Consider the following 14,368-nt stretch of genomic DNA (forward strand, 5'->3'; position numbering starts at 1 on the left):
CAAATAAATGTGGGGGCCGGAAACCCGCGATTCCCCGCGCCCGGACGGGCGCACTCCCCGCCGGAGTCCCGGCGACCCCCTCTGTGTACATCTTCCCTGAAACTGTCTTTTTTGCAAAAACAGGTATACAAGCGCCGGGAAGTGTGCTATACTATTGGTAATTGCAGGCGTTGAGCCGTGGCTCCGCCGCATTTTCTCCGTATTTGGCCGGTGGGGCCTGCGCTGCCCGCCCGGTTGAATCATATATCTCCCAATATGGCCGAACCATACGACGCAACCGAGAAAGACTGCCGGCGAAACGGGGCCGGACAGCTGAACGGGCGTCTTATTTGTGCTGCGGTTTTTGCCGCGCTATGCGGCAGTGCCCCGGTTTCACGCCGTCGGTCCGGCCGGGAGGTCTACATAACATCAGCAAAGGAGACTTTCCATTTATGGCAGAAAAACTGAAAATCATCCCTCTGGGCGGTCTGGACGAGATCGGCAAGAACATGACCGTCTACGAGTACGGCGGTGAGATGATCGTGGTGGACTGCGGCATGGGCTTCCCCGAGGAGGACATGTACGGCATCGACTGCATCATCCCCGACGTGAGCTACCTGGCGAAAAACAAGGCCCGAATCCGGGGCCTGTTCATCACCCACGGCCACGAGGACCACATCGGCGCCATCCCCTACGTGCTGCGGCAGGTGAATATGCCCATCTACTGCACCCGGCTCACCGCCGGCCTCATCCGGCTGAAGCTGGAGGAGCACGGCCTTGCAAAGGCGGTGAAGCTCATCACCGTGGAGCCGGGAGAGACCATCCGGGCGGGGAAGTTCAGTGTGGAGTTCATCCACGTGAACCACTCCATCGCCGACGCGGTGGCCTTCGCCATCCACACCCGGCTGGGCACCGTGGTCCACACCGGCGACTTCAAGATCGACTCCACCCCCATCGACGGCGACGTCATTGACCTGGCCCGGTTCGGCGAGCTGGGCAAGGAGGGGGTGCTGTGCCTGTGCGCCGACTCCACCAACGTGGAGCGCCCGGGCTTCACCCCATCGGAAAAGCTGGTGGGCGAGACCTTCATGCGCCAGTTCCAGCACTGCGACGAGCGGATCATCGTCACTACCTTCTCCTCCAACGTCCACCGCATCCAGCAGGTGCTGGACGCCGCCGCCGCCTGCGGCCGGAAGGTGGCCGTCACCGGCCGGTCCATGGAGAACATGCTGAAGGTGTCCACGGAGCTGGGGTATCTGAAGGTGCCCCGGAACACCCTGGTGGACATCAACAAGCTCAAGGGCCTGCCCAAGGAGAAGCAGATTATCGTCACCACCGGCTCCCAGGGCGAGGAGATGTCCGCCCTGTACCGCATGGCCTTCTCCACCCACAAGCAGGTGGAGATCGCCGCCGGGGACAAGGTCATCATCTCCGCCTCCGCCATTCCCGGCAATGAGGTGACCATCGGCCGGGTCATCAACGAGCTGTTCCGCAAGGGCGCCACGGTGGTGTATGACCGGATGGACATGCTCCACGTCTCCGGCCACGCCTGCCAGGAGGAGCTGAAGATCATCCACGCCCTCACCAAGCCCCGGTTCTTCGTTCCCCTCCACGGCGAGCAGCGGATGCTGCAGACCCACTGCAAAATCGCCCAGCAGATGGGCATGGCCCGGAACCACGTGGCCATCGCCGAAAACGGCTCCGTCATCGAGCTCACCGCCAAGACCATGAAGATCAACGGCACCGTCCCCGCCGGCGAGGTGTATGTGGACGGCTCCGGCGTGGGCGACGTGGGTGCCGTGGTCATGCGGGACCGGAAGCGTCTGGCCGAGGACGGCATGGTGGTGGTGATCCTCCACGTCTCCGCCCATGACGGCCAGCTGCTGGCGCCGCCGGAGATCATCACCCGTGGCTTCATCTACGTGAAGGAGTCGGAGGACCTGATGCGGGAGCTGCAGAACGTGGCCGAGGAGGCCGCCTGCACCGTCACCTCTTCCCGGAAGCGCAGCCGGGACGACGGCGACCTGAAGGGCGCGGTGAAATCCGCCGTCAGCAACTACCTGTACAAGAACACCAAGCGCAATCCCATGGTGATTCCCGTTGCCACCCGGCTGTAAACTGTCCGGAGGACAGTTTACAGCACCGCGGAACGCGCAAACCGCTCCCTTCCATCAGGAGGGGAGCGGTTTTTTCACCGTTTCAGCTTCAGGCGGTACAGCCCGTGGCGGTTGCAGCAGGCGTACAGCGTGCCGCCGCCCCGCCGGGGGAAGCGGGCCTCTGCCGCCTGCTCCGGATAGAGCTTGCACAGCTGCACCCGGTCATAGCTCACCAGGGCGATAAAAGAAAAGTAATGGTCCTTGGTCATGGGGTGGTCTGCCGACACGTACCACTCGTTGTCCAGAACCTCCACGGTGAGGGCATGCTCTCCGTCCGGTTCCTCCGGCTCCAGAGGCGGCAGCGCCACGCCGCAGCAGCTGAACGCCCCCTCCCCCATGGACCAGATCACGTTGCCGCAGATAGGACAGATGTAGAACCTGGCCCGCTCCGGGTTGCCGCTGCGGTTCCGGTTCACCACGTACTCCCCGGACAGCAGCTCCGCCACCGACACCTGCAGCGCCTTGGCCAGAGGCTCCAGCAGCGTCACATCCGGCAGTCCCCGGTCCGTCTCCCACTTGGAGACGGTCTTGTCGCTGACGGAAATGGCCTCCGCCAGCTGCTTTTGCGTATAGTTCCGCTTCTCCCGCAGCGCCCGGATGACGCTGCCGGTCACATATTGACCCATTCGCTTCCACGCTCCTTTCGTTTCTGCTCCAAGGATACCACGCCCCGCCGGGCAGGCGCAACCTGCGCTGCGTAGAGGCCGAGGTTGCGGAATGTTCCGGAACGTGGTATGCTGATGCCAAATACTTTCCCTTTCCGAGGTGGATCATGGGTTTTCCCAAAACCGGAAAATGGGCCATGCTGCCCGTCATCCTCTCCCTGTCCCTGCCCACCATGCTGGAGCAGCTGATGCAGACGGCGGTGCAGTACATCGACACCGCCATGGTGGGCTCCCTGGGCACCTCCGCCACCGCCGCCGTGGGCGTCACCACCACCGTCAACTGGCTGGTGAACAGCTCCATCACCGCGCTGGGGGTGGGCTTTCTGGCCTTCATCTCCCGGTGCTGCGGCGCCGGAGACCGGGACGGCGCCGCCCGGGCCGCCGGGCAGGCGGTGCTGGCGGTGGGCGTCGTGGGAACGGTGTACACGGCCCTGGCCTTGTCCCTCAGCAGCCGCATCCCCGTGTGGATGCAGGCGGACCCAGCTATCCGGGAGACGGCGGCCCGGTACTTCTTCATTCTCAGCCTGCCCATCCTGCCCCGCGCCGCCTCCATCCTGCTGGGCACGGTGCTGCGGGCGGCGGGAGACACCCGGACGCCCATGAAGATCGGGCTGCTGGTGAACGTGGTCAATGTGGCGCTGAATTTCCTGCTGATCTACCCCGCCCGGCAGCTGGCGCTGGGGCCCTGGACCCTCCCGCTGCCGGGAGCGGGCCTGGGGGTGGAGGGAGCGGCCGCCGCCAGCGCCGCGGCCTTCACCCTGGGCGGCCTGTGCACCGCCGTGGCGGTATGGCGCCACCCCATCATCTCCCCCCGGGGCCGGCGGCTGCGGCCGGACCGGCAGGTGCTCGTCCCCTGCCTGCGGGTGGCGCTGCCCAACATGCTGCAGCGGTTCGCCGCCAACCTGGGCTACGTGGCTTTCGCCTCCATGATAAACGCCCTGGGAGAGACGGCCACCGCCGCCCACACCATCGCCAACACGGTGGAATCCGCCTTCTACATCCCCGGTTACGGCATGCAGACCGCCGCGGCCACCCTGGCCGGCAACGCTCTGGGGGCGGGGGACCGGCAGCGGATGCGGGACCTGACCGCCATGCTCATCCCCATTGAGGTGACGCTGATGGCAGTGTCCGGCGGGCTGCTGTTCCTGCTCGCCCCCGACATGGTGGGGCTGTTCTCCCACAGCGCCGCCGTCATTGTGCTGGGCGCCGCCGTGCTGCGGATGGTGGCGCTGTCGGAGCCGTTTTACGGGGTGTCCATCATTCTGGAGGGGGTCCTGCAGGGCGTGGGCCAGACCCGGGTCCCCTTTGTGTTCAACCTCACCGGCATGTGGGGCGTCCGCATTCTCGGGACGCTGATCTGCACCCGGCTGCTGGGGCTGGGCCTGGTGTCCGCCTGGGGCTGCATGATCGCCCACAACCTGTTGCTGTTCGTCGCTTACGCCGTATATTTCCGCCATGGCCGCTGGGACCCGCTGGGCCGCGCCGGCCAGGCCACTTCAGGAGGGATCACATGAACATCGTTGTCATCGACGGCCAGAGCGGCCGTATGGGCCGGCTTTTCATCGAGCGGGTCAAAAGCGCGGGGCTCACCTGCCCGCTGCTGGCAGTGGGCACCAACTCCCTGGCCACCGCCGCCATGCTGAAGGCCGGGGCGGACCAGGGCGCCACCGGAGAAAACGCCATTCTGGTGGCCTGCCGCAAGGCGGACGTCATCGTGGGCCCCATCGGCATCCTGTCCGCCGACTCCCTGCTGGGGGAGATCTCCCCCGCCATCGCCGTGGCCGTGGGCCGGAGCGAGGCGAAAAAGCTGCTGCTGCCGGTGAACCAGTGCAGCAACCTGGTGGTGGGGGTCCGGGACATGACCCTCTCCCAGCTGATGGACGAGGCGGTGGCCATGCTCCGCGGTTTGCTGGACTGAACCCCGACAAAGCGCCCCCTGTCCGCTGCTGGACAGGGGGCTTCCTTTACACCCCGGACAGGTCGAAGTCCGGGGTATATTCCTCTTTGGCGGAGGTCCGCTCCTGGGTGAAGCCGTCGGTGATGCCGCAGTTCTCCATGTATTCCATCGCCGCGCGGTACTCCGCCCGGGTCACCCGGCGGGCCAGCTTTCCCGCCGCCCCCGGCTGGGGGGTGTACTGGCTCATGAGGGAGAACAGCACGTCGCCGGGGCGGAAGGTCTCCGCCACCCAGTCGATGCACCGGCGGGTGTTCTCCGGCTCCCCCGGCAGCAGCAGGTGGCGGATCAGCACCCCCTGCTTCAGCAGGCCGTTTTCCATGCGGTACGGCCCGGTCTGGCGGAACATCTCCAGAATGGCCCGGGAGGCCCAGTCGAAGTAGTCCGCCGCGCCGGAGTACGCCTTCGCCGGGCCGGGGAGGGCGTACTTCAGGTCCGGCAGGTACACCTTCACCTTCCCCTCCAGCAGCGCCAGCGTCTCCGGCTTTTCGTAGCCGCCGGAGTTCCACACCACCGGCACATCCAGAGGCTCGGCCAGGGATTCCAGAATCGCCGGTGTAAAGTGGGTGGGGGTGACAAGGTCGATGCAGGCGGCGCCGGCGGCGATCAGCTCCCGGTAAATCTCCCGCAGCCGCGAAACGGGGATGGCCTTCCCCGCCCCCTGTTGGGAGATGGTGCCGTTCTGGCAGAAGCAGCACCGGAGATTGCAGCCGGAGAAAAACACGGTGCCGGCGCCCCGGTCCCCCACCAGGCACGGCTCCTCCCAACGGTGGAGCATGGCTCTGGCGGCCACCGGCGCGGCAGGCATGCCGCACACGCCGCCGGACTTCGTCTCCGTCCGCTCCGCCCCGCAGTTCCGGGGACACAGGGTGCAGATCACGCCAGTCCCTCCTTCCGCAGCGCCGACAGCACCGCCGCGAAGTCCTCCTCCGCCAGCCGGGCGCCTCGGACGGACACCACGGCAGCGCTGACATAGTTGGCGGCCCGGAGGGCCTGCTCCATGGAGGCCCCCTGCTGCAGCCGGGCCATGACGGTGCCGATGTGGGAATCCCCCGCGCCGATGGTGTCCGTCACCCGGGCGGGACCGCCGGGCACCCAGCCCTGACCCTCCGCCGTGTCATAGAGGCAGCCCCGCTCCCCCAGCGTGACAATCACCGGCCCGCCGGTGCGGCGGCGCAGGGCAGCGGCGGCCTCCGCCGCGTCCCGGGGCGCGGTCCCCGTCAGGTCCAGCGCGGCGGAGACGGCCTCCTCCTCGTTGAGGTGCAGCACTGGATGCAGATTCAGGATCCGGTCCAGCCGGTCCCGCTGCAGGCTGCGGATCCGGGGGCCGGGGGCGAAGTACACCCGCAGCGCCCGGTGGTCCTCCAGAAAGCCGATGATGCAGTCGCCGGAGGGGTCCTCCACCTCCAGCCCGCACAGGTACGCCCCGTCCACGCCGGTGAGGTCCAGGCCGTCGAACCACTCCCGCCGGAAGGCGTACTCCGCCCCCCGGACGGACACGAAGGTCCGCTCGCCTCCCTTTTCCACAAAGCAGTAGCAGCAGCCGTTCTCCCGCTGCGGCGTGGGAATGGGGGACGAGGTTCCCCGGGCGGCCAGCCCCGCCCGGACAAAGTCGCCGTAAACCCCGGTGCCCACCGGGGAGAAGAGGATGGCCGGGACACCGAAGTGGCGCAGCATGGACCAGGCGTTGAAGGCGCAGCCTCCCATGGCCATGCGCTGTTCGTATACGTTCACGTCCTCCGCCGTCCGGGGCAGATGATCAACGGGAATAATGACGTCCACCACCGTGGAGCCGATGACCAGCAGCTTGTTCATAGCCGTTCCTCCTTACAGCTCACATACCCAGCCCATGGAGGGCGGGTAGTCCCCCCGGGCAAACCTGGGGTCCACGCCCCAGGCGGCGGCGATGTCCAGCACGTCCTCCTCGTTGGGAAAGCGCTGACACTCCGTCTCGCCGCCCACGGCGGGGAAGCCGCCGAAGCCCAGGGCCGTCTCCTCCGGTGTTGGCTCCCCCACGTCCCGCAGCACTTCTCCCCGCTCGCCGCAGTAGCAGTAGTCCCGCAGCAGCCGGCCGGACCGGCAGCGGCCCCAGCGGTGGAATTCCGTCACCCGGTGGGTGGCGAAGAACTGCACCTCCGAAAAGGCGGCGGTCCACCGGGGCAGGTCCGCCCCCTCCAGAACCTCCAGCAGCCCCACCACCAGCACGAAGCCCTCCAGACAGGGGGAGACGAACACCCGGCCCGTCTGCTCCGCCTGTTCCAGCCCCACGGACCAGGAGGCCTCCCGGACGTTCCGCAGCCCCAGGGCCACCGTCACCTGCCGGGGGTCGCCGCAGCGGATGGCCGCCCAGCCGCTTTTATAGCCGAAGGGCACCGGCGGCTCCGGTCCCATGTGGGGCGCTTCCTCCGTGGCCCGATAGTCCACGGTGCGGACCGTCCCCTGAAAGTCCGGCTCCCGCCGCTTTTCCTGCCGCTTTTCCCCGGCCTGCCGGGCCTTTTCCCTGCGCGCCAGCCGGTACAGGAAAACGCCCACCGCCACCGGCAGCACCACCCGCACCGCCAACAGCACCAGCATCATCACGATCCGCGCCAGACCCAATACAACTCCTACCAGACCCATTCCGGGCCTCCTTTCTCAGGGCGCTGCGCCCCATTCCTCCCAGACCGCCTCGCTGTACCGGGCAAAGGCCGACGGCACCGCCCGGTCCGCCCACTCCCGGGGGCCGGTCCACTGCCAGTCCTCCGGGCCGGCACCGGACACCTCCGCCACGTAGCCGGTCATGTGCCATTCCCGGTGGGTGAAGATGTGCTTCGCCGTCAGCTTTTTCTTCCACGCCTTCACCGTCAGGCCCCGGTCCGCCAGGGCCGACGCTGCCTCCTGCTCCGTCAGGGTTCCCGGCAGGTTGGGAAACTCCCACAGCCCCGCCAGCAGCCCTGTGCCGGGACGGCGGCGCAGAGCCGCCTGCCCCTCCCGCAGCACCACCAGCACCGTCATCTCCTCCGCCTGCCGGGCCTTTTTGGGGGCCTTCACCGGCAGCGCCTCCGCCGTGCCCCGGAGACGGCCCAGGCACAGCTCCGCCGCCGGGCACACCTCGCACCTGGGCGGGCCGTTGGGGACGCACACCGTGGCCCCCAGCTCCATCAGCGCCTGGTTGAAAATCCGCCGGTCCGCCTCTGATTCCGGCATGGCCGACGCCACGGCGGCCCGGGCCGCCTGTCTGGTTTTCGGGTCGGCGATGTCGCTGCGGTCGTCATGAAGCCGCGCCAGCACCCGCAGCACGTTGCCGTCCACCGCCGGGGCGGGCAGGCCGAAGGCCGCGGAGGCGATGGCCCCCGCGGTGTACTCCCCGATGCCCGGCAGGGCCAGCAGCGCGTCATAGTCGGCGGGGAATTGCCCGCCGTATTGCTCACACACTGCCGCGGCGGCCTTCTGCAGGTTCCTGGCCCGGCTGTAATAGCCCAGCCCCTCCCACAGCTTCATCAGCCGCTCCTCCGGCGCCCCGGCCAAAGCTTCCACCGTGGGGAAGGCTTCCAGAAACCGGGCGTAATAGCCCAGCACCGCCGCCACCCGGGTCTGCTGGAGCATAATCTCCGACACCCAGATGCGGTAGGGGTCCCGGGTCCGCCGCCAGGGCAGGTCCCGGGCGTTGGAGCGGAACCAGTCCAGAAGGGGCCGGCGCAGCGGCGCCAGACGGTTTTCAGTTGTCAATTCCTCATGTTTCATGATAGGATAATACCATAAAATCCGGAGCGCGGGAAGTTCTCCCCGGCGGATGGAAAAATTTTTTGAAAAAAACCTTGACCTTCCCCTTTGTGGAAGGTATACGTTGGAATCAGAAACGAGGTGACGCCATTTGAAGATCAACGAAGTGGAGGCCCGGGTGGGCATCACGAAAAAGAACATCCGCTTTTACGAGGCGGAGGGGCTGCTGAAGCCCCGGCGCAACAGCGAAAACGGCTACCGGGACTACGGCGAGGGCGACGTGGCGGCGCTGCGGCAGATCAAGCTGCTGCGGAAGCTGGGACTGCCCCTGGAGGAGATCCGGGCGCTGCAGGGCGGACGCATCACCGTGTCCGACGCCATGCGCCGCCATCTGGTAACGCTGGAGCGGGAGGAGGAGAGCCTGGGGCAGTCCAGAGCCCTGTGCGTCCGGCTGCGGGACGCGGCTCCCACCCTGGAGGCCCTGGATGCCGCCGCGCTGCTGGAGGAAATGGCGCAGCTGGAACAGGAGGGAACCACATTTATGAACAAACAGACCAACGATATCCGCATCCGCTATGCCGCCCCCGTGGCCGTCACCATTCTGATGACGGTGCTGATGGCGGGAATCATCTGGCTGCTGCTGTGGGCCTTTGAGACGGACCCGGCAGGCGCCCCGCCGCTGCCGGTGCTGGCGCTGCTGCTGGCCATCCCCGCCGCGGTGGCGGTGGGCATGATGATCGCCCTGACCCAGCGCATCCGGGAGATCGGCCGCAACGAGCTGGACGACGCCAAGAAATACTAAAACAGGAGGAGAACACAATGAAACTGCTGACCATTGAAAACCCGGGACGGGACTTTGAGCCCCTGGAGGCGGTGAAGGGCACCGTGGTGTACAGCAAGAACTTCGGCCGGGACTTTATGGCCGGAATGAAGAGCCTGGTGGGCGGCGAGGTGAAGGACTACACCGAGATGCTCAACGAGGCCCGCCAGATCGCCACCAAGCGCATGGTGGACGCCGCCGAGGACCTGGGCGCCGACGCCATCATCGGCCTGCGCTACGCCTCCTCCTCCCTGATGCAGGGAGCGGCGGAGGTGATGGCCTACGGCACGGCGGTGAAATTCAAATGACCGACGTGACGTTTCTGGCCCACAGCGGCTTTCTGGTGGAGACGGAGGAGGTTCTTCTCCTGTTTGACTGGTGGAAGGGCGCCCTGCCCTCCCTGCCGCCGGAAAAGCCCCTGCTGGTGCTGGTGAGCCACGGCCACCACGACCACTTCAACCCCGCTGTGTTCGCTCTGGACGACGGCACCCGCCCCGTCCGGTTTCTGCTGGGAGAGGGCATCACGCCCCCGGCGGGCCATGACTGCGCCGTCCTCCGGGGCGGGGAATCGGTGACGCTGCCGGAGGCGGCTGTGGAGACGCTACCCTCCACCGACGAGGGGGTGGCCTTCCTGGTCCGGTGCGGCGGCAGGACCGTCTACCACGCCGGGGACCTGAACTGGTGGCACTGGGAGGGGGAGCCGGATCCCTGGAATCCCCGGATGGAGGCGGATTTCAAGCGGTACACGGAGCCGCTGCGCCGCCGCCGGCTGGACCTTGCCTTCCTGCCCCTGGACCCCCGGCAGCAGGCGGCGGAGAGCTGGGGCTTTACGTACCTGCTGGAGCTGGCGGACATCCGCCGCGCTTTCCCCATGCACCAGTGGGGCGACACCTCCCCCACGGACCGTCTGCTGTCCGCCCGGCCGGACCTGTGGGACCGGGTGGTGCCGGTGTCCCGGGAGGGCCAGCGGTGGCACTTTCCGGACTGACAGAAAACGCGTACCCTTCACAAGGGTACGCGTTTTTTCTTACTGTACCAGCAGGAAGCTGCCCTCCACGCCGGCTGCGTCCGTGACCTCCGCCGCAAACTCCGTGGTTCCGCAGGCCGCCTGCAACGCCTGCTCCAGCGCAGGGGCGGAGGCCGCGTCGGTAACGGCGTAAATCCGGTCCGCCAGCGGCGCCAGGTCCGCCAGCACAATGCCGGACACCGGCTCGGAGCCGCTGAGGATGGTCTCCGCCGGTAGCTCGATGGAGACGGTCACGTCCTCCCCCACGGCAGTGCGGACCTCCCGGAGGAAATCCGCCAGGGCGGCGGACTTCAGGGTTTCGCCGTAGTCGATCTTGTCGATTTTCCCCTCGGTGGGGTAGGACACGTCGGTCAGCAGCAGCTCGTCAAAGCCCAGGTCCGCCAGCTCCGCCGCGATGCCGCACAGATACTGCCGGGCGGCGGGCTTGCCGGGGTCCAGCCAGTTGGCGTTATTGCCGTCGTAGAAAAGATAGCCGCCGGTGTTTTTCAGTCCCATGCCCTCCACATCGGCCCGGGCGGTTCCGGGGTCCAGGAAGCAGGACATCCGGGCGATGGTCCGGTACTCACTGCCGGTGAGGGCGGCGATGGACGCCTGCTGCTCCGGCGAGGTGTAATACACCCGGCCGGCGCCGTCCTTCACGGTCACCGCCAGGGCGTCAAACTCCCCGGCGGGCATCGCCCGGAAAATGTCCGTCTCCCCCGGCGGCAGTTCGGTCAGCTCCGCAGCCCGCAGAGGCGCCTTCTCCGGCTCCATCTGCTCCACGGTGATGTCCAGGTCACCGGGGTTTACCGGCTGGCTGCCGGAGACCTCCGCCTGTCCCGCAGGGCGGGGCAGGTGGGGCGTTCCGGAATCGTCGTAAAACACCCGGTCCTGCAGGACCATGAAGGCTACCGCCAGAATGATCACCAGGATCAGCAGCACGGCCACCACTTTTTTCCACAGGGGATTTCTCCCCCGGTAACGGTTATATCCACGGGGCGCACTCACCGGACGGACCTCCTTCTCTGGAAAGCGCTATGGGTTCAGGGCTGGATGGCGTCCACCTTGCCCACCCGGCGGGCGTGACGGCCGCCCTCGAACCCGGTGGTCAGGAACACCTCCACCATCTTTTTGGCCAGCATGGGGCCGGTGAAGCCGGCGCCGATGGCCAGCATGTTGGCGTCGTTGTGGCGGCGGGTCAGCTCCGCCTCCAGGGTGTCGGCGCAGTGGGCGCAGCGGATGCCCTTCACCTTGTTGGCGGCCATGGAGATGCCGATGCCGGTGGTGCAGATGACAACGCCCCGCTCACATTCGCCGGAGGCCACGGCCCGCGCCGCCGCCTCGCCGAAGTCGGGATAGTCGCAGCTCTCCGTGGAGTAGCAGCCGAAGTCCTTTACCTCGTGGCCCAGCTCCTCCAGCAGCCTGACGATCTCGCATTTCAGTGCGTAGCCGCCGTGGTCACAGCCCAGTGCGATTTTCATTCGTATGTTCCCCTTTCCCGGGCGGCAGTCCGCCCTTTCCGTAATGCAGTTCCATTGTAAACGCATTCGGGCGGGTTTGCAACCGAAATTGCAGACCCGCCCCGTTTTTTCAAAGATCGTGGAAAATGGGCTTCCGCTTTTCAAAGGTGCAGAAGGCCCGGAAGCCGCACTCCTTCAGCAGCGCCTGCCGCTCCCGGATGCAGCAGCCCACGTACTCCGGGGTGTGGGCGTCGGTGCCCAGGGTGATGATCTCTCCGCCGCACCGGCGGTACAGCCGCAGCCACTTCTCGTCCGGCAGGGGCGTGTGGCCCCGGTTGGTGTTCAGTTCGATGCCCAGGCCCTTGGGAATCAGAACCCGGAAAATCTCCTCCACCTCCGCCTCGAAGCCGTCGAAGGTCATATGGCCGTGGCGCAGCTCGTTCATGTACCGCAGAGGCAGCGTCAGGTGGCCCTGGACGCAGAAATTGCCCCAGTGGGCCTGCTTCAGCACCAGCTCCAGATAGTCCCGGATCTGCCGCCTGGACAGCTCCGGGTCCGCGGTGGAGGCAAACAGCAGGTCCTGGCAGCCGAACGCCTCCGACAGCTGGTGGATGGAGCCGATGACAAAGTCCAGCTCTCCCAGCTGCCGCAGTGCTTCCTCGCACCAGGGGAAGTCCCGGGGGGCCTCCCCCAGCTCCACGCCCCGGCGAATGCGGATGCGGCCGTCCACGGCGGCCCGGGCTTCCTCGTACTCCCGGTCCAGCGCCGCGAAGTCATAGACGTTGTGCTCCCAGGAGCCGGACTCGAAGGGTTCCACGTGGTCGGTGAAGCAGATCTCGTCAAAGCCCTTGTCCGCCGCCGCCAGCGCCATCTGCGCCATGGGCACCCTGGCGTCCATGGACCAGGCGCAGTGGGTGTGATAGTCCGCCAGATACATGCCTGATCCCCGCCTTACTTCTTGAATTTCCGGAAGAATTTCTTCCATTCCTCGTGGTTGTTCTCCCCCAGGGTGTCGGCGAACTTCTTCAGCGCCTCTTTCTGCTCCCGGTTCAGGTTGCGGGGAGTCTCAATGTGCACGGTGACGTACTGGTCGCCCCGGCGGCCGCCGTTGAGGGAGGGGATGCCCTTGCCCTTCAGACGGAAGGTGGTGCCGGTCTGGGTGCCCTCCGGCAGGGTGTACTTCACCTTGCCGTCGATGGTGGGAATCTCCAGCTCCGCGCCCAGAACCGCCTGGACGTAGGTGATGGGGGCGTCGCACAGGACGGAGGTGCCCTCCCGGCGGAAAATCTCGTGGGGCCGGACGGTGATGGTGATCAGCAGGTCACCGGCGGGGCCGCCGTTGACGCCGGCGTGGCCCTGGCCCCGGATGGAGATGGTCTGGCCGTCATCGATGCCGGCAGGGATGGTGGCCTGGATGGTCCGGCGCTTGCGGACGCTGCCGCTGCCGCGGCAGTCCGGGCAGGGCTGGTGGATGATGCGGCCCTTGCCGCCGCACCGCCCGCAGGGGGAGGTGGAGGCGAACACACCCATGGGGGTCTGCCGCCGCACCTGCACCGTGCCGGTGCCGTGGCAGTCGGGGCAGACCTCGGGAGAGGTGCCCGCGGCGCAGCCGCTGCCGTGGCAGGTGTCGCACTGCTCATAGCGGTCCAGGGTCACGGACTTCTCGCAGCCGAAGGCCGCCTCCTCGAAGCTGATGCTGACGGACATGCGGATGCTCTCGCCCCGCTGGGGGGCGTTGGGGTTGGCCCGCCGGCCGCCGCCGAAGCCGCCGCCGAAGAAGCTGCCGAAGATGTCCCCCAGGTCGCCGAAGTCGAAGCCCGCGCCGTCGAAACCGGCGCCGGCGCCGAAGTTGGGGTCCACGCCGGCGTGGCCGTACTGGTCATACCGGGCCTTCTTCTGGGGGTCGGACAGCACCTCGTAGGCCTCGTTGACCTCCTTGAACTTCTCCTCTGCCGTCTTGTCCCCCGGGTTCAGGTCCGGGTGGTACTTACGGGCCATTTTCTTATATGCCTTTTTGATCTCGTCCTCCGAGGCGCCTTTGGAGACGCCCAGGACCTCGTAAAAATCGCGTTTGTTCTCTGCCATATACAATACTCCTCAATCAGGACCGCCGGGGCTGCCCCAACTGTCAAAAACGTTCCAAATGGGGCGGGGCTGCCCCCGTCCCATTGGAAAACCGCTGTTTTTACTTCTTCTGATCGTCGTCATCCACGACCTTGTAGTCAGCATCATAATACTGCTGACCGTTCGGGCCGGTCTGCGCGCCGCCGTTTGCGCCGCCCATGTCAGGGCCGGCCTGCGCGCCGCCCTGCGGATTGGCCTGCTGATAGAGCTTCTCGCTCATCTGGTAGAACATCTGCGTGAGCTCTTCGGTCGCGCTCTTGATGGCGTCGGTATCGTCGCCCTTGAGGACTTCCTTCAGCTTGTCGATACCACTCTGCACCTTGGCCTTCTCGTCCGCGGGGATCTTGTCGCCCACTTCGCCGAGGGTCTTCTCGCTCTGGTAGACCATCTGGTCGGCCTGGTTGCGTACTTCGACCTTCTCCTTGATCTTGGCGTCCTCGGCGGCATACTGCTCAGCTTCCTTGACGGCCTTCTCGATGTCTTCCTTGCTCATGTTGGAGGA

16 protein-coding genes are annotated in these 14,368 nt (G+C 66.7%); 6 read left to right on the forward strand and 10 right to left on the reverse strand.

The genetic code is table 11. From position 1 onward, the window contains the following. Window positions 1-431 precede the first annotated feature (431 nt). Window positions 432-2,096 carry a ribonuclease J gene (locus tag SOX55_RS05465; RefSeq protein ID WP_325286429.1) on the forward strand — a complete coding sequence of 555 codons (1,665 nt, stop codon included), beginning with the start codon at window positions 432-434 and terminating at the stop codon, window positions 2,094-2,096. 74 nt (window positions 2,097-2,170) lie between these two features. On the opposite strand, the gene SOX55_RS05470 is transcribed toward SOX55_RS05465, so the two are convergent. After that, complete coding sequence (locus tag SOX55_RS05470) at window positions 2,171-2,761, reverse strand: helix-turn-helix domain-containing protein (protein WP_325286430.1); 591 nt, start codon at window positions 2,759-2,761, stop codon at window positions 2,171-2,173. Window positions 2,762-2,907: 146 nt separating this feature from the next. Between SOX55_RS05470 and SOX55_RS05475 the strand changes: the two genes are divergently transcribed. Both SOX55_RS05475 and SOX55_RS05480 read left to right on the forward strand, forming a co-directional pair. Beyond that, window positions 2,908-4,314, forward strand: coding sequence for an MATE family efflux transporter (locus tag SOX55_RS05475; RefSeq protein WP_325286431.1), 1,407 nt, complete (start codon window positions 2,908-2,910; stop codon window positions 4,312-4,314). Continuing rightward, complete coding sequence (locus tag SOX55_RS05480) at window positions 4,311-4,718, forward strand: DUF3842 family protein (RefSeq protein ID WP_325286432.1); 408 nt, start codon at window positions 4,311-4,313, stop codon at window positions 4,716-4,718. The genes SOX55_RS05475 and SOX55_RS05480 overlap by 4 nt, the downstream gene beginning before the upstream one ends. A gap of 46 nt (window positions 4,719-4,764) precedes the next feature. Here the strand turns inward: SOX55_RS05480 and SOX55_RS05485 are convergent, their stop codons facing one another. Genes SOX55_RS05485 through mutY form a run of 4 tightly spaced genes read right to left on the reverse strand, consistent with a single transcriptional unit; the run spans window position 4,765 to window position 8,477 of the window. After that, window positions 4,765-5,634, reverse strand: coding sequence for a radical SAM protein (locus SOX55_RS05485; RefSeq protein ID WP_325286433.1), 870 nt, complete (start codon window positions 5,632-5,634; stop codon window positions 4,765-4,767). Continuing rightward, window positions 5,631-6,569 carry a PfkB family carbohydrate kinase gene (locus SOX55_RS05490; RefSeq protein WP_325286434.1) on the reverse strand — a complete coding sequence of 313 codons (939 nt, stop codon included), beginning with the start codon at window positions 6,567-6,569 and terminating at the stop codon, window positions 5,631-5,633. Before SOX55_RS05490 ends, SOX55_RS05485 begins: the two co-directional genes overlap by 4 nt. 12 nt (window positions 6,570-6,581) lie before the next feature. Then, window positions 6,582-7,373, reverse strand: coding sequence for a hypothetical protein (locus tag SOX55_RS05495; RefSeq protein WP_325286435.1), 792 nt, complete (start codon window positions 7,371-7,373; stop codon window positions 6,582-6,584). A gap of 15 nt (window positions 7,374-7,388) precedes the next feature. Further along, window positions 7,389-8,477: an A/G-specific adenine glycosylase gene (mutY, locus tag SOX55_RS05500; RefSeq protein ID WP_325286436.1), complete on the reverse strand. Its 1,089-nt coding sequence runs from the start codon at window positions 8,475-8,477 to the stop codon at window positions 7,389-7,391. A gap of 130 nt (window positions 8,478-8,607) precedes the next feature. Here mutY and SOX55_RS05505 point away from each other — a divergent pair, with 130 nt between their 5' ends. The 3 genes from SOX55_RS05505 to SOX55_RS05515 are packed head-to-tail and all read left to right on the forward strand — an operon-like array spanning window position 8,608 to window position 10,264. Beyond that, window positions 8,608-9,258 carry a MerR family transcriptional regulator gene (locus SOX55_RS05505; protein WP_325286437.1) on the forward strand — a complete coding sequence of 217 codons (651 nt, stop codon included), beginning with the start codon at window positions 8,608-8,610 and terminating at the stop codon, window positions 9,256-9,258. A 17-nt stretch (window positions 9,259-9,275) separates the two neighbouring features. Then, entirely contained in the window at window positions 9,276-9,584 is a 309-nt protein-coding gene (locus SOX55_RS05510; RefSeq protein ID WP_325286438.1) for a YbjQ family protein, read from the forward strand. After that, window positions 9,581-10,264: an MBL fold metallo-hydrolase gene (locus SOX55_RS05515; RefSeq protein ID WP_325286439.1), complete on the forward strand. Its 684-nt coding sequence runs from the start codon at window positions 9,581-9,583 to the stop codon at window positions 10,262-10,264. The genes SOX55_RS05510 and SOX55_RS05515 overlap by 4 nt, the downstream gene beginning before the upstream one ends. 39 nt (window positions 10,265-10,303) lie before the next feature. Here SOX55_RS05515 and SOX55_RS05520 read toward each other — a convergent pair whose 3' ends face one another. From SOX55_RS05520 to SOX55_RS05540, 5 genes are all read right to left on the reverse strand, one after another. Further along, window positions 10,304-11,290, reverse strand: a complete 987-nt coding sequence (locus tag SOX55_RS05520) for a putative glycoside hydrolase (protein ID WP_325286440.1) — start codon at window positions 11,288-11,290, stop codon at window positions 10,304-10,306. A 35-nt stretch (window positions 11,291-11,325) separates the two neighbouring features. Further along, window positions 11,326-11,763 carry a ribose 5-phosphate isomerase B gene (gene rpiB, locus SOX55_RS05525; protein ID WP_325286441.1) on the reverse strand — a complete coding sequence of 146 codons (438 nt, stop codon included), beginning with the start codon at window positions 11,761-11,763 and terminating at the stop codon, window positions 11,326-11,328. A 109-nt stretch (window positions 11,764-11,872) separates the two neighbouring features. Next, entirely contained in the window at window positions 11,873-12,679 is an 807-nt protein-coding gene (locus SOX55_RS05530) for a histidinol-phosphatase HisJ family protein (RefSeq protein ID WP_325286442.1), read from the reverse strand. Window positions 12,680-12,693: 14 nt separating this feature from the next. Beyond that, on the reverse strand, window positions 12,694-13,827 hold the full coding sequence (gene dnaJ / locus SOX55_RS05535; RefSeq protein ID WP_325286443.1) for a molecular chaperone DnaJ: 1,134 nt from the start codon (window positions 13,825-13,827) through the stop codon (window positions 12,694-12,696). A gap of 100 nt (window positions 13,828-13,927) precedes the next feature. Beyond that, a partial coding sequence (locus tag SOX55_RS05540; protein ID WP_325286444.1) for an Hsp70 family protein occupies window positions 13,928-14,368 on the reverse strand: 441 nt, incomplete at its 5' end.

This window comes from Dysosmobacter sp., assembly GCF_034093755.1.
In the GTDB taxonomy this organism is placed as follows: Bacteria; Bacillota; Clostridia; order Oscillospirales; family Oscillospiraceae; genus Oscillibacter.

Excerpts from the sequence above, each read along its gene's own strand:
- SOX55_RS05470 (WP_325286430.1), bottom strand. The coding sequence starts at position 2,761 with ATGGGTCAATATGTGACCGGCAGCGTCATCCGGGCGCTGCGGGAGAAG.
- SOX55_RS05475 (WP_325286431.1), top strand. The coding sequence starts at position 2,908 with ATGGGTTTTCCCAAAACCGGAAAATGGGCCATGCTGCCCGTCATCCTC.
- SOX55_RS05480 (WP_325286432.1), top strand. The coding sequence starts at position 4,311 with ATGAACATCGTTGTCATCGACGGCCAGAGCGGCCGTATGGGCCGGCTT.
- SOX55_RS05510 (WP_325286438.1), top strand. The coding sequence starts at position 9,276 with ATGAAACTGCTGACCATTGAAAACCCGGGACGGGACTTTGAGCCCCTG.
- dnaJ (WP_325286443.1), bottom strand. The coding sequence starts at position 13,827 with ATGGCAGAGAACAAACGCGATTTTTACGAGGTCCTGGGCGTCTCCAAA.
- SOX55_RS05530 (WP_325286442.1), bottom strand. The coding sequence starts at position 12,679 with ATGTATCTGGCGGACTATCACACCCACTGCGCCTGGTCCATGGACGCC.
- SOX55_RS05495 (WP_325286435.1), bottom strand. The coding sequence starts at position 7,373 with ATGGGTCTGGTAGGAGTTGTATTGGGTCTGGCGCGGATCGTGATGATG.
- SOX55_RS05490 (WP_325286434.1), bottom strand. The coding sequence starts at position 6,569 with ATGAACAAGCTGCTGGTCATCGGCTCCACGGTGGTGGACGTCATTATT.
- rpiB (WP_325286441.1), bottom strand. The coding sequence starts at position 11,763 with ATGAAAATCGCACTGGGCTGTGACCACGGCGGCTACGCACTGAAATGC.
- SOX55_RS05465 (WP_325286429.1), top strand. The coding sequence starts at position 432 with ATGGCAGAAAAACTGAAAATCATCCCTCTGGGCGGTCTGGACGAGATC.
- mutY (WP_325286436.1), bottom strand. The coding sequence starts at position 8,477 with ATGAAACATGAGGAATTGACAACTGAAAACCGTCTGGCGCCGCTGCGC.
- SOX55_RS05515 (WP_325286439.1), top strand. The coding sequence starts at position 9,581 with ATGACCGACGTGACGTTTCTGGCCCACAGCGGCTTTCTGGTGGAGACG.